General features: G+C 62.3%; 10 protein-coding genes. 7 read left to right on the forward strand and 3 right to left on the reverse strand.

The features are described from left to right. The first annotated feature begins 77 nt into the window (after window positions 1-77). The 5 genes from IU452_RS21500 to IU452_RS39220 all read left to right on the forward strand — a co-directional run bounded on the left by IU452_RS21500 (window position 78) and on the right by IU452_RS39220 (window position 5,832). The gene (locus IU452_RS21500) at window positions 78-2,153 is read left to right on the forward strand and encodes a CocE/NonD family hydrolase (RefSeq protein WP_195110921.1); all 2,076 of its coding nucleotides are present in this window, start codon (window positions 78-80) and stop codon (window positions 2,151-2,153) included. Between the two features lie 328 nt (window positions 2,154-2,481). Continuing rightward, the gene (locus tag IU452_RS21505; protein WP_324192781.1) at window positions 2,482-3,384 is read left to right on the forward strand and encodes an aldo/keto reductase; all 903 of its coding nucleotides are present in this window, start codon (window positions 2,482-2,484) and stop codon (window positions 3,382-3,384) included. 10 nt (window positions 3,385-3,394) lie between these two features. Then, entirely contained in the window at window positions 3,395-3,844 is a 450-nt protein-coding gene (locus IU452_RS21510; RefSeq protein ID WP_195110923.1) for a tautomerase family protein, read from the forward strand. Beyond that, window positions 3,817-4,344 (forward strand): tautomerase family protein, encoded by a 528-nt coding sequence (locus tag IU452_RS21515; RefSeq protein WP_195110924.1) that lies wholly within the window; start codon window positions 3,817-3,819, stop codon window positions 4,342-4,344. Before IU452_RS21510 ends, IU452_RS21515 begins: the two co-directional genes overlap by 28 nt. Before the next feature lie 237 nt (window positions 4,345-4,581). After that, on the forward strand, window positions 4,582-5,832 hold the full coding sequence (locus IU452_RS39220) for a phthiocerol/phthiodiolone dimycocerosyl transferase family protein (protein WP_195110925.1): 1,251 nt from the start codon (window positions 4,582-4,584) through the stop codon (window positions 5,830-5,832). 135 nt (window positions 5,833-5,967) lie between these two features. On the opposite strand, the gene IU452_RS21525 is transcribed toward IU452_RS39220, so the two are convergent. Together IU452_RS21525 and IU452_RS39225 are read right to left on the reverse strand one after the other, a co-directional pair. Continuing rightward, the gene (locus IU452_RS21525) at window positions 5,968-6,615 is read right to left on the reverse strand and encodes a TetR/AcrR family transcriptional regulator (protein WP_195110926.1); all 648 of its coding nucleotides are present in this window, start codon (window positions 6,613-6,615) and stop codon (window positions 5,968-5,970) included. A 1,410-nt stretch (window positions 6,616-8,025) separates the two neighbouring features. Then, window positions 8,026-9,258 carry a phthiocerol/phthiodiolone dimycocerosyl transferase family protein gene (locus IU452_RS39225; RefSeq protein ID WP_195110927.1) on the reverse strand — a complete coding sequence of 411 codons (1,233 nt, stop codon included), beginning with the start codon at window positions 9,256-9,258 and terminating at the stop codon, window positions 8,026-8,028. 554 nt (window positions 9,259-9,812) lie between these two features. Between IU452_RS39225 and IU452_RS21535 the strand changes: the two genes are divergently transcribed. Both IU452_RS21535 and IU452_RS21540 read left to right on the forward strand, forming a co-directional pair. After that, a complete protein-coding gene (locus IU452_RS21535; protein ID WP_228818504.1) occupies window positions 9,813-10,208 on the forward strand; it encodes a lipase family protein in 396 nt (131 codons plus the stop codon). A 547-nt stretch (window positions 10,209-10,755) separates the two neighbouring features. Then, complete coding sequence (locus tag IU452_RS21540) at window positions 10,756-12,807, forward strand: CocE/NonD family hydrolase (protein ID WP_195110929.1); 2,052 nt, start codon at window positions 10,756-10,758, stop codon at window positions 12,805-12,807. 222 nt (window positions 12,808-13,029) lie between these two features. Here IU452_RS21540 and IU452_RS21545 read toward each other — a convergent pair whose 3' ends face one another. Beyond that, a complete protein-coding gene (locus tag IU452_RS21545) occupies window positions 13,030-13,869 on the reverse strand; it encodes a DUF4344 domain-containing metallopeptidase (protein WP_195110930.1) in 840 nt (279 codons plus the stop codon). Between the last annotated feature and the right edge of the window lie 133 nt (window positions 13,870-14,002).

Genomic DNA, 14,002 nt, shown 5'->3' on the forward strand with positions numbered 1-14,002 from the left:
ATCCGCTAGCAAACACTGGTAATTCGGCTTACCAGATTCTATAGTGTACTCACTCGTCAGCTGGAGTGAGGACACACATGAAACGGTTCAGCGCTCGCGCCGCCGTCATCGCTTTGGCTCTGACCCTCGGCGCAACCGCTGTGATCGTGCGAGCCGAGAACGCAGTCGCCGAGTCGGCCGCAGAACTCCCGTCGGCGAGCACCGCGGGATTGCTCCCTGCCGGTTGGATCCCTGGCCCTGAGCTCTACGGGGTGGGACTCCGCAAGAACATGGAGATCAAGGCATCGGATGGGACAGTCCTGCGGGCCGACGTCCGGTTCCCTACTGACGCGACGGGTCAGCAAGCTGCCGGACGGTTTCCGGTGATCGTGACCATGACTCCGTACGGCAAGGACTCCGAGTCGTTGATGGATGCGTTGTCCTACAACGGAATCGGCCCGATCGTGGAGAACAGTCCGCTCAGCAAACTGCTACCCGGCGGCATGGATGTCCTGAAGTACTTGGCAGATGCGGCGGGCTGGAATGACTACCTGGTGAAACGCGGCTACATCCAGGTAATCGCCGATGTTCGCGGCACCGGTACCTCCGAGGGGCAATGGGGTGTGCTGCAGCCACAGGAACAGGACGACACCCGCGCGGTAATCGACTGGGCCGCTCACCTATCCGGCTCGAACGGCAAGGTCGGCATGTCCGGTCTGTCGTATCTCGGCATGACCCAGCTGCTGGCCGCCAAGGCTCTGGACAAGGATTCTCCGGTCAAGGCAATGTTCCCGATGATGCCGGGGAATTCCTTGTACGAGGACCTCATCAGCCACGACGGTTACTACGTTCTTCTGTTCGGCTTGTCCGTCGGCCCGGTACCGCAGGGCTGGTTGCCTTTGGTGATAGATCCGCTACTCGGCCTCCATGACCAGCCGGAGAAGTTGCTCAAAGTGGTATGGGACCATGTGCTCACGCAGCTGGATCCGAACAGTTATCTGCAGATGGCGATCAACCTGATCCTCAACGGCGACAAACGCTACAACGAACAGGCGAACCAGGAACGGGCAATCGATGGCGCCCTGGCGAAGGTCGTGGAGAACGGGATCGCGGTGTACCAGGTCAGCGGCAGCTACGACCTGTTGCAGAACGGGACGCCGCTGAACTACAGCGGGATGCAGAACCTGTTGGCCGGCCGCCCACAGCATGAGGCGATGGCGCCCGGTCAGACGGCCAGCGGAAAATACCAGACTCTGATCGGACCGTGGCCACACCTGGTGCCCGGTTTGGGGTTGGGCGGCGGCCTTCCCGACATCGACCTGCACCAAATCGAGCTCGCCTGGTTCGACCGGTGGCTCAAGGACATCCCCAACGGAATCGACAACACCTCCACTCCGCTGCATGCCATCACCGATGACGGCAAACTGCTGCACAGCGCAACCTATCCGGTCCAAGAGGCGCCGGCGGCCACCTACTACCTCAACTCCCAAGGCCGTCTCAGCACCACCGCGCCGACCGACCCCGACGGCGCCGACCGTCTCCAGTTCCATCCCGCCGAGGCCGCGTTGTGCAGCCGGAGCATGGAACAGGAATTCATCGGGTTCACCGCCATCACAGCCAGGCTGCTCAACCTGCCATCACCCTGCACGACCGGGCCTACCTTCCCTGGTGACCATCCCACATACGAGACCCAGCCGTTCGACAGCGATTCGGTGCTGAGTGGTCCGATCGGCCTGAGCCTGATGGCGACGTCGGACCGCCCCAACGCCGCGTTCAGTGTCGAGGTGACTGACGTGGCACCGGACGGTTCCGTTCAAGCCGTCACCGAAGGTCAGTTGCTGGGTACCCACCGCACCCTCGACGAGGATCGTTGCTGGCGTACCGGAGATGGATCATTGCAAGTGCCCGCACATACCAACACCCGAGAATCCCTACGAGCGGTGCCGATCGGTGTCCCGACCGAATACGACATCAAGGTACGCCCCGCGCAACATATCTTCCCCGCTGGGCACCGGCTGCGCCTGACCATCGGCACCGGGGACTTTCCGATCTATATCCTCCCGCCCGAGGACTACCCAGCCCTGATCGGCAGCACCCAGCAGATCCTGCACAACAGCACCTACAAATCGAAGATCGTCCTTCCGTTGGCCAGCACCACGTCGTTCGCTCGCTAGCTGCCGTCAATAACGGGACCGTAAGAACAATGGTGTAACTCCAAACAAGGAGTAGCAGCTGATGTCTGAAGTGATGGCCTCCCGGGCGCCCCGTATGCCCATGATCTGCTCGGCATGACCTTCCCGATCGGTCGACGGTCACTCGACGGGAAAGTCAGAACAATCAACTCGGGGTAGCACCCATCGGTCGTGGTTGGCATCACACTCCCCCGGCGATACGTAATGGAGTACGCTCAAGTTTGAGCGCACTCACTACATCTCGTTGGGTTCTGCCGAGACGGGCTGAATTTGCGCTGCATGTCAATGTTTTCGAGTGAAAGGATCCACTGTGTCTGCTACTGCTACCGTCAGCGGTGTGATCACCCTGGGCGGCGTAACGGTTAACCGACTCGGTTTCGGTGCCCTGCAGATCGTCGGTGCCTACGGCTTCGGTGAGCCACCCAGTCGTGAGGATGCGGTGCGGGTGCTGCGCCGGGCGGTGGAGCTCGGTGTCAACTTCATAGACACCGCCGACTCATATGGCCCGCATATCAGTGAGGAACTGATCAGGACGGCGTTGCATCCTTACAGCGACGGGGTGGTCATCGCGACCAAGGGCGGCCTCATTCGCCCAAGTCGCATGGAAGCGGGGGTAATCGGCCGTCCGGACTACCTCCGCCAACAAGTGGAGCTCAGCCTGCGCAGGTTGAGCTTGGAGCGAATCGAGCTCTACCAGCTGCACCGGATCGACCCGGTAGTGCCACTGGAAGAGTCCCTCGGTGCGCTGGTCGAACTGCAGAACGAAGGAAAGATCGGCGCCATCGGGCTGTCGGAAGTCACTGTGGCGGAAATCGAAAGAGCTCGCCGGGTAGCCGACATCGTCAGCGTGCAGAATCTGTACAACCTCGTCGACCGCCGCCACGAGGCTGTGCTCGACTATTGCGAGCAGCAGGGAATTGCCTTTCTTCCGTGGGCTCCGATAACCACCGGCCAACTGGCGCGTCCCGGTGGCGTCCTCGAGCAGCTGGGGCGATCGATCGACGCGACCCCTGCCCAGCTCGCTCTGTCATGGCTGCTGCACCGCTCGCCGGTGATGCTTCCGATCCCAGGAACCAAATCGATCCGGCATCTGGAGGAAAACGTCGCCGCCGGGGCGATCGAGCTTTCCGCTGAGCAGTACGAACAATTGGACCGTGCCGCCCGAACCTCCGTTGTCCCGGAAACAAGCCAAGCGAACTTCGTCATCAGGTGAGGATTCGGCCGTGCCTCTGATCGATATCACTTATCCCCGAGAAGCGTTGTCGGCGTCGGTATTCGAAACGCTTGCCGATGAACTGCTGACAGTCGCGGTGGAGGCAGAAGGCGCACCCAATACCGTGGACTTTCGCTCCATCAGCGCCGTGTATGCGCACGAGCCCACTGCGGATTCCCTCTACACCACCGGCGTGTTTGCCCGGCGTCCGGTCTTTCGCGTCGATATCACCTGTCACGCTTTTCTTCTCACCACACAACGCGAGAAGGATCTCATCAAGAAGACCACCCGGGCTGTCCTGACCGCAGCCGGCCACGGGGACGAGGCGGCGGACTCGGTGTGGGTGCTGATCCACGATGTGCCTCCACACCATTGGGGTGTGGGCGGGCAAACGGGCACCGACGAAGACATCCGCAGAGTAATCACCGACGCATGGTCAACCACCGGCGACAGCCGTTGAACTGCATCCAGCTCGGATCCGACACGAACAAATTCTCCACTCAACAAGGAGCCGTCATGCCGGTTATCACTGTCGCCTACCCCGAAGGCGCGTTACCTACCCAGAATTTCGAACATCTCGCCGACCGGTTGATCGCGGCCTCGCTGCAAGCGGAAGGAATCCCGAACGTCGGGCCCTTCCGCGACTTCAGCAGCGTCCAAGCGGTCGAAATACCCAGGAACCAGCTCTACACCACAGGCCGATTCACCGATCGGTCAACTTTTCGCGTCGACATCACCGTGCACAACATAATCATCTCTGAGCGCCACCGGCGGGAATTGGTGAAGGACGCCACCGACGCCGTACCCGAGGCTGCGGGCCTGGACGACCATGCCGCCGAAGCGGTTTGGGTGCTGCTGCATTGCGTGCCGGAGGGACACTGGGGCGTATCGGGTCACCCTGTCGAGCATGCTGGGGTGCGCCAGTCCGCGGCTGACCACCTGCGCGGACTCTCGGCCTGACCCGTACCGCAGCTGTCGGCACGCACGTAGGCCCGCGCCCCACCACTAACGGGGGTGCCTAGGGGATGGGTTCGAGGGACCGGTCCCGTGTCGGGTGAACCGGCGATGCAGTGGTGCATTCTCTGTCTGTTCAGCAGGATTGGGCCGGGGTGTGGGCGGCCCGCGCTGTATCCGTCCGTCGTGGGCATCGTTTCTCGGGGCAATTGGTCGTTTCGCGGATTCGAAGGAGCGCGCGCAGTGTTCGATGTTGGCGTTGTTCGAAGGTTGGCTCCCAGTGAAGAGTGGTTCGTCCGTTCGGGTGTCTACGCCGCGGTAGCCGTCACTGTTCGGGGAGATCTGAACCTGCCGGCGCTGACCGCAGCGTTCGAGGTATTGCGACAGACGCACCCCGTGCTTGCCGCCCGGCTGGAGCCGGGCGACGGCGGTCATCTGCTCGTAGAAACCGCTGCCCCCGCGGCTATCAATATATACGACGATAATTCCGGATCATCGTTGTCGGGTGCGTCATTGGACTCGAGTCGATCCTTGTCGCGAGTGCATGTCATGCGTGACGGTCAACGGACCCGCGTGGAACTGCTGGTCCATCACGCGATCGCTGACGCCCGTCACCTGCTGGCGTTGTTGTACCGGTTGTGGTCCACGTATACCGACATCGTGCAGGGGATCGCCTTCGATACGGTGCGGCAGCGATACCCGGAATCCATGGAGAAGCTGCTCGCCGACCGCGACATCTACAGCTACGGCCCCGATCAGGAGCCACCGTCATGGCTGCCTGTCGATGACGTGGCTCCGGGGTACGGCACCCAGCTGGAGACCACGGTGACTCCGACGGTGCGGTGGCGTGCGGACGTGGCGGTCACAGAATCACTGATCGAGTTCGGACATCAACATCACGTGACTGTCAACGGCCTGGTGAGCGCCGCGTTACTGCAGGGGGAGGCCGACGTTCTGGCCGTACCGATTACCGAGATCGCTCTGGGCTACCTGGTAGATCTGCGCGACAGACTGACTCCACCCGTCGAAGCGACGCTGGGCACCGATGTTTTGGGATGGGCGTCGTTTACCTCATCATCGAACCCAGATGCGGGACTGCTTGAACTGGCCCGCGCAATCAGCACCTCGCTGCGAGCCAGCATCGCCGACGGCATGCTCCTACGTGCCGCCATCCAGACCGGTCCCGGGAACATGTCGGATGCCGAGGATGTCCGTATCCCGCCCCGAAACGTGACCGTGACGAACTGGGGCCGTATTCCTCCGTTGCGTCTGCCAGCCAATCTCGAGATCGACGACCTCTATGCCGTCATTTACAACGAGCTGCGATCGCCTGACGCCGCGAAACCACAACCGCCGCTCTACTGGATCACCACCTTCTCCGGACGGCTGAGCGTCCAGCTCACGGTCGCTCACCCCCTCGATGTCGAGTCCGCCCAGAACAGAATCGACATCCTCCGGTCCCGTCTGCTCACAATGGTCGGTGCGCCGAATTGATCCTCCTTGCGCGGAACCTATTACACTCGCACTCCGCCGCGTTGTCGTGCGAAGAGGCTGGCCGCTGCCCGGCGATCGCACTCGTCCAAGGCCGACCTGCTCACGAGCAATGGCACGATGTCGGCTGCGCCGGGATCAGAGGTCAGAACTCGATTCTGTCAGCGGTTCGAGCTGAAGTGTGAATGCCGCCGCTAGATCAGTCTCGGCAGAACTGGATTGCGGACCGCAGCCCGGCGCCGGGGTCAGCATTTGGAGTAACGACAGAAGGAAGGAGGCGTAGAGATTACGGGCCAGGGTGGTGGCATCGACATTTTGAACGATTTCACCTCGGCGCTGCGCCGCCTCTATCAGTTCACGCGTCAACAACTGTGCCCTGTCCCAGATTGCTATCGCCCGCTCACCGTAGGGTGTGGGGCTCGCGTCGAACATCGTGTATTTCACCAGATGACGATAATTATCCAGATCAGCGGCGTATAATCGGAGCAGTTCTCGATAAGCATGCTCCATCTGCTCGAACAGGGTGCCCATGGCGGCGCATTCCTTGAACGCGCGTTCCACGGCGCTTTCGATCATGTCGCCGTAGACCAGGACCAGCAGATCGGCCTTGTCCTGGACATAGTTGAACAAAGTCCCCTCGCCGATATCGGCGACGTCCGCGATTTCCCGAGTTGTCACTGCAGGGAAACCTTTTTCTCGGAAGAGGTGGCGGGCAGCGGCGGTGATGCGCGACAGCTTCTCCTGCTTGTTTCGTTCCCTTCTGCCCGGGGTGGTGACGCCAGCCATCTCGACCTACCTTTTGTAGAGTGTGCTCAAAGGAGAGTGTACTTGATGACTGCGTCGGCGCAGGCAAGAGGTGCGCGAGTCTCGCGGCATGCGCCGCGCGCCGTGGATCCGCCGGGATAAGTTCGGTGCACGCAGGTATGACGCCCATTCGAATGCCCTGTAGATAGACCACCACATTCTCGAACCAAGGAGAGTAAACGGCGGGCATCGGCGACGGCATGCTGAACCAGCGGCGTCACCGACGGCACCGGTTGATATCGGCGACGCGACCTCAGCCTGCGTGCCGTACTGTCCGCGGCCGGGCTTACCGCGGCATGCCGTCTTGCCGACGGCGGCCTGCACTCCATCGGACTCGGCATTGGCCTATCGAGACCAGCACGACGGTGCGCTGTCGGAACCTCGAAGTTGGAAGGTGTAATTCCTGGTCGACGGCTTATTAGAGTCTGTACCGAAGACGTCGAATCGGGCACTCGTCGCCTACAGGACACGATTGGAACTCGCCGAGCTATCCGGCAATTGGCCGTGACAGAACTCATCAGCGACAACCCGAAAGCATTTGCCGTGCAACGAACTTGACCATCGCTACCACTTTCCACCTTTGATGGCCCCACTTTTCGCACGCGCGCTGGCGAGATCTTCAGCACGACGCAACCAGGCGGTCATCGACGGCTGCGGGCAGGACCACCATGCCCGACCGTGTTGACAATCCGGTAATCGAGCGCCGGCGAATGCGGGGGCATGTCTGGGCTCCGGGGCAACCACGGTAAGCGCCACAATCACCAACGCGACGTTCCTGTCGTGAACTGAGCCAGGCCAACCACATAGGCCGAAAGATCAGGCCCGCATGCGTGCCCCGCTCGGAACTTCGAGCGAAGGGCGACCGGCGACTTCCATCGGCGAACCGTCCTCGCTGCCAGGCCGTCGCCCGGGCAGACCCTCCCACGTAGATCTCGCCGAGGGCGCCCAACGGCCACGGGGCGCATGCACGAACCCAGGACGGGGACTTCGACGCCCCCGATCGACGTGCCGATAGCAGCAGGAACGGGAAGTCTCGCGGATCCGACCGGAGACAGATCGCGGTGCTTGCCGGGAAGCGGGAATACAGCGACATTGACCGCGACCGGATACGCTCGACGAGATCACGCTCGATCTCGAACCTGTGCCGTTCGACTCGAATCCCGCTGCGTCGGCTCAGACTCGAATCCTGACTTCTGATCTGGCCTGGGCGAGAGCCGTGGCGCGACGAGGTGGGCACGTCGCAACCGCTTCTGATTTTCTGTCACGCTGGTGCCCGCTGGCTGCAGCCGGCAGGCCGCTGGGTGTGTTGAACGCAGAATCGGTGGCAATGAGATGTTCAAGGATTCGCTCCGCTATGGCCGGAAGGTCACCGCATGGCCCGCGTCACGCAAGTCATCGAGGGTGATGAGCGGCGAGTCGGGTGACCGAACGCAGTTCGGAGCCGATCGAGTCGACCAATTGCTCGGCTCGGGATCTCGATATCACGGTGGGGGAGAGCTCGACGCCGAGACGATCGCGGAAAGTGGTGATGGTGTAGATGTGACCGGCTCCGATCGGGTATTCGGTTGGAGGTAGCGTCACCGCATCGGCGCCGCTGAGGACCATGGCGGTGCGGAAATCGTGCAGTGCCAGCCCGTTTGGTGCCCTCAGCTCGGGTATCTTTCCCCAGTTGGTGGAGAAGACAGTGTCGGGGCCCAACGGGAAGGGGTTACGTCCGTCGGCGGACAGACCCAGCGAGCGGGTTTGGACGATGTCCTCGGCAAGGTCGTGGTCTAGGTGGGCGGTGAGGTCGCGGGCGAGCTCGATGGCGGTCGTGCCGGGTTGTACTACGGCGCGATAGATTGCAGATCCCAACACGTTGGTTCCGCCCGTGGGCGCCACCGGTGGTGCGATGCGTGATCGGATGTCCACGGCGTACCGATAGGGAATCGGGCGCGAGGAGCTCCCCTGGTGTTGGGCTTCGGCCAGCAGTATCGCCGCGGACACCAGAGCATTGAGCCGCAGATCTCGGGTTCGTCCCACAGTGACCAACTCTGCGGTTTCTCGCGCTGTCAGCCTGATTCTGGCGCCGGGCGGCATGATCGCCGCCCCCTTGTCGGTGATGGTCGCCGCATGCAGCGGGTGAAGGCTGCCGTCGACGGGTGCGTCCGTGCCGGCGGTCGCAGACGTGCCGGGCGCATCTTGGGAGGGTTTGCGGTATCCGCGTGACAGCAGAATGTGCTCGACGGATTCCGGAACCTTGCGTCGCACCGCTGCGACAGTAGCGCTTCCTGACGCTCCCCTCTCCACGATGTCGGTGTAGGCGGACCAAAAATGATCAAGCGCGGTGAGTATGTAACGGGCGTCGGCCACGCTGTGGTGGAGCAGAATCGTCACGCTGGCGTTGTCACCGCGGTGAACGATGTGTAACCCGCTGAGGATCTGGTGCTGATCCATCTCGGCACCCAGCAGAGGGGTGTCCGGATCGCCATAACGCCAGGTCGGTGCTGGCCATGATGTTGTGGATTCGACGAACCAGTAGTTGCCGAGATCGTCTCGTTCGAGGCGAGCCCCGAGGAGTGGGTGCGCCTGCCGTATGCCTGTCAGGGCGCCCGCCAGAGCGGCGCTGTCGAGTTTGCCGGTCACCGACACCGAACCTCCGACATATAGACCAGATGCGACGAACGCTCGCTCGCTGGGGTCCAGGATTCGAATGGGCGCGGATGGCACGGTTCCCTCCTCGTGGTCGACGTCGATGTGCTCTTCCCATCATCTCAAAATATGACCATACTCTATTATGAGTGTGCTCACCTAAGTTGGAAGGATATCTTGCGCCACCATGGAGGGTGACTTGCGACTCCTGGACTCGAGGAATGCGCGAGGGTGAAGTAGTGAGGAGGCTCGGATGATGCGCCGTTGCCGTCTGCGCTGGTTCAGGTGATTGCCTTCGCGCTTGCTGCGGTGGTCGCGGCTCCTAGGCTCGTGCTACAGGCATCGCGCCAATGACTCACGCGTCCAGCCGGTTTCAGGTGTGGCGAATGTTCTGAAACCGCGCGGTCCGTCACCTGTTGGCGGACGGAAGTTGTTGTCCTATCAAGCGGCTGAGGACAGTCTGGCCACCATTGTGCCGTCGTATGCATGGCAGGCTGGGTCGTTACGCCGAACCTCACGTTGGTGGCTTAGGTGGAACGCTGCAGGTGATGATCGATAAGCAAGCCAGCGGGAGCTTCCGGCGAGGACGGCCCGTGGCGCTGTGGGGGTACTCCGGTGGCGTGATCGCCACCTCGTGGGCGGCAGAACTCCAGCCCTGTCATGCGCCCGAACTCAATGCGAAAGGTCTTGCCTCCAGGGGCATTTCGGCGGCCACCGGGTGTTTGTCATGGCCAATAATCGAGGACCTGTTCGCAGGGTTGATCTTTGCCGCCATCTTCGGGACGGTCGTGAGTTATCTGAACAGGCACAGACTGGAGCAGAACATCAATCCTGTCGGGGCGGGTTCTGATTGCGGTCAAGAAGCCGCTGCGCACGAACTGGACCTCGGCGATCCTCCCTGGCATGGATTATCTCAGGGCGTTCGACCACGATCCGCTGCATGATTTCGTTGCGGCGCAATGAGTTTGGCGCGCCTAGTGCGCCGAGCAGCCTTGGGCCCGTGACCGGTTGCGCAACCGTCGTCCGCAACCCTTGATCGAGCTGCGTTTTCGGGTCGTTGCCCCTGGAGAGCCTTGCCCGCCACGGGCCCCGATATGTGACCGATCACACAGTGACGTGGAACACTAGTGCGCTATACGGTAATTTCGATTACCGGATAGTGCGGGAGAGGAGGCCCGCGATGCGTCATTGTGTTCTGCGCCGGTTCGAACCGGCTGCCGTGGCGCTCGGCTTCGGGATGGCAGTACCCCTACTCGTCACTGCTGCGGCCGATCCGCAGAGCTGGCCCAACCCCCAAATTATCGGTAGCCCAACACAATAAGGCCCGGAAGGTTGGTCGTTCCAGGTGGAACGTCGCCCGGCGGCCGGGCCGGCGATCCCTTCGTAATCGCGGGGGCCAGTCCGGTTCATGCCTGGCGTAAGCCGCCAATGACGGGCCAGGCACGAACGCTACGACCGATTCCTCGAATACCTGACGATACGGAGGACACCATGGTCCGTCGATGGCGCCGGAGCTGGACCGGTTCGCTGACCACAGTTCTGGCGACGGCGGTCGCTGCGATCGTGGTGACGGGACTACTCGCGCCCGTGGCACCCGCCAACGGTCCGGATGGCTTTCCCGCCGGGCCCGCGTGGACGGCCGCTCAGGACGCGCCGCCGCAGTATCCCGGGGTGCACATCGACTGGGATGTGCCGATCCGGATGAGCGACGGGACAATTCTGAAATCCAATGTGTACCGGCCCATGGACGCCTCCGGACGCATCGTCGACACTCCGCTGCCCACGATCGTCAACCTCACCCCCTATACGAAACTGGCGTCGATGGTGCTGGATTCGGCGCTATCCGTGCCGATTCTGACCGACGTGTTCGAGGCCATGGTCAACCGGTTCGACCTTTTCGATCTGCAGGGCACGCCCGCCTCCGGCATCGGCGACATCATCAGGACGGCCTCGGGTGGGTTCTTCCGATCGTTCACCGCGGACCGCCGCCTGATCCGAAGTGGCTACACGATGGTCATGGTCGACGTGCGCGGCACCGGTTTCTCCGAAGGCGTCTGGGAAGCTTTCGGCCACCGCGAACAACAAGACACCCTCGAAGTTATCGACTGGGCCTCTCACCAGCCCTGGTCCGACGGCAAGATCGGCATGGCCGGGGTCTCCTATTCTGGGATCAATCAGATCATGGCCGCCCAAGCCAATCCCCCTGCGCTGCGAGCGATCTTCCCCGTCATACCCTCCAGCGACCTGATCCGCGACACTGTCGCCCCGGGAGGCGGTGTCGGTGTCGGCTTCATACCGTTGTGGCTCGCCCTGGTCAATGGCCTCAAACTCGTCCCCGACGCCGCCTCGATCCTGACCGGCCAATTCGATTGGAAGTGGCTACTCGACCGAGTTCAAAGCCCCATCACGTTCATCGACCTGTTGGTCCAGGCTCTGTTCGTGACCTCAGTGGACTCGATCCCCGAGCATTTGAAGAAATACCTCGACCCGCAAGGCTACTTCCGCACCTCCCTCCTCGGACACCCCGAAAACATCACCATCCCCACTTTCGTCGTCGGTGGCTGGCACGACCTGTTCGCTGATTCTCAAACCCGCATCTACAACGCCATCCCGCTCCCGCCCGGCCACAAACAACTGCTGATGGGTGACTGGTATCACCTGATCATCGGGTCCGGACTCGGAACCCCCGGCGCACCACCCCGGTTGGACGCCCTCCAGCGCGCCTGGTTCGACAAGTGGCTCAAAGGAATAGATAACGGCATCGACTCCTATGGACCCGTCACCTTGTGGCAGCAGGGCGGCCAGTGGACGACCACCGACCAATTCCCGCGAGCAGGAATGGAATACCGCCGTCACTACCTATCCGCCGACCACAGCGGAACAACCACCGGCATCGTCGCCCACGACGGCACTCTCACCGATACGCCACCTGCAGCACCGGCCACCCTCACTGTCGCGCCCGGCCTGGCCACGATGTGCTCCCGTGACACGGCTCAGATCACCATCGCAATCACCTCGCCGCTGGACGCCTGCGCCAAGGACTCGCGTATTGCCGAGGTCGCGGCGTTGACCTTCACCGGCCCGGTCGTCGACCGTCCGACCCTCATCTCCGGACCGGTGAACATTCATCTGAACACCGTTCTGGACGCCACCGACGGATACTGGAACGCTACGCTCAACGACGTCGCGCCCGACGGCACCTCCACCGTCCTCACCACCGGCCAACTCACCGCCTCGCTGCGCGCCATCGACGACGCCACCAGTGGAAAATCCCCCAACGGCGACTACACCGATCCCCACTACCCTCTCACCCTGCCCACCCGCCAACCCGTTGTCCCGGGACAGCCCACCGTCCTCGACCTCGGGCTCACCGCCACCGACGCCGTCCTGCAGCCCGGTCACCGGCTGCGCGTGGACATCTACGCCAACAACTTCCCCAAGGGCATGCTCGCCCCCACCTTGATGTGGGAAAGCCAATTCAAACCGCAACACCTGCTACTCGATCCCCAGGCACCCAGCTGGATCAACCTGCCCTCCCGATAATTGCTCGCAATGCCGCCGCCCCGAGGTAGCACTAGCATTGTTCGGCAACCGCCGTTACGTGGCGGCATTGATTGAGCAATTGTCTTCTACCGCAAATGCTTCCATTCGCAGGCTCGATGCACTCTCCTCGCGGGGCTCGGCTTGGTCGGCGCGGTCGACTCGCTGGCGCAGGAATTCGCTCACCGGTCAGCGCAGCTCCCGGATCGCCCTGTACTCGCGGTGTCAGCGGGTGGTCGTCGGAGCCGGCGGTGCGGACGTGGGTGTTTTGGCGTACGGGGCCAGGAGAGATGTCCAGGCGTGCAGGATCGTTTCGTATTCCTTGCCGCAGCGGCGGGCGCGGTCTTCGGGGAGGTAGCCCCGTGTGGCGAGGGTGATGAATTTGGTCGGGTCGGAACCGAACACCCAGCACACGATGTTGATCTCTCGCTGGGCGCTCAGGGAGTGTTCGTCGGCGAAGGCTTCTCTGGTGAACTCCGTCTGTTTCTGCGCCAGCAGACCCCAGAAGTCGGCGAAGCTCAACGCCATGAGCTGCTGTCCGGTGTCGCCGGCGACGAGGGCGACGGTAGCCAGCTGATCGGCGGCGTCCTCCTCTTTCCCGGTCACGGGCAGGTGCAACAGCGAGATGAGGGCGTGGCCGAGTTCGTGATAGAAGATCGCGGTCAATCCGCCCAGCACGCGCTGGTCGATCGGCATGTCCGGGTCGGGGCTGTCGGCGAATACTCCTCGGACAAGGTCGGTCAGCTCGTAACAGACCACGATCTGCTTGTCTTCGGGGTCCCAGTGCGCATTTGCCGTACCGCACGATGTGGCGATTACGGGCACGTCGTCGGGCACTTTCAGGGAGTCGTTGACATCCTGGGCCATCAGCTCCAGGAACTTGTTGTCCTGCAGGAACTGTTGGGTCTGTTCCATGCCGGGTCCGGCGGTCTCGTACCGGGGAAGGAAGCGGCCTTCGTGGGAGGTTGTCGTCGTCGATGACGAATCGCTGTCACAGGCCGTGAGTACGGTTGTGGCAACGATGGCAGCAACGGTAGCCACCGCGGCCGAAATGCGGTACTTCATAACGCTCCTCGGTGTTCTCGTCGGCCGGAACGACGCGCTAGCTATCTTCCAGCAATCAACTTGGCCAGGGGGACGGTACACGTGCCACGGGCAATTGAAAAGATTTCTGACCAGATTTAGCCCGAGCCGCATA

The sequence above is a fragment of the Nocardia transvalensis genome, from assembly GCF_015477765.1.
Classification (GTDB): Bacteria; Actinomycetota; Actinomycetes; order Mycobacteriales; family Mycobacteriaceae; genus Nocardia; species Nocardia transvalensis_A.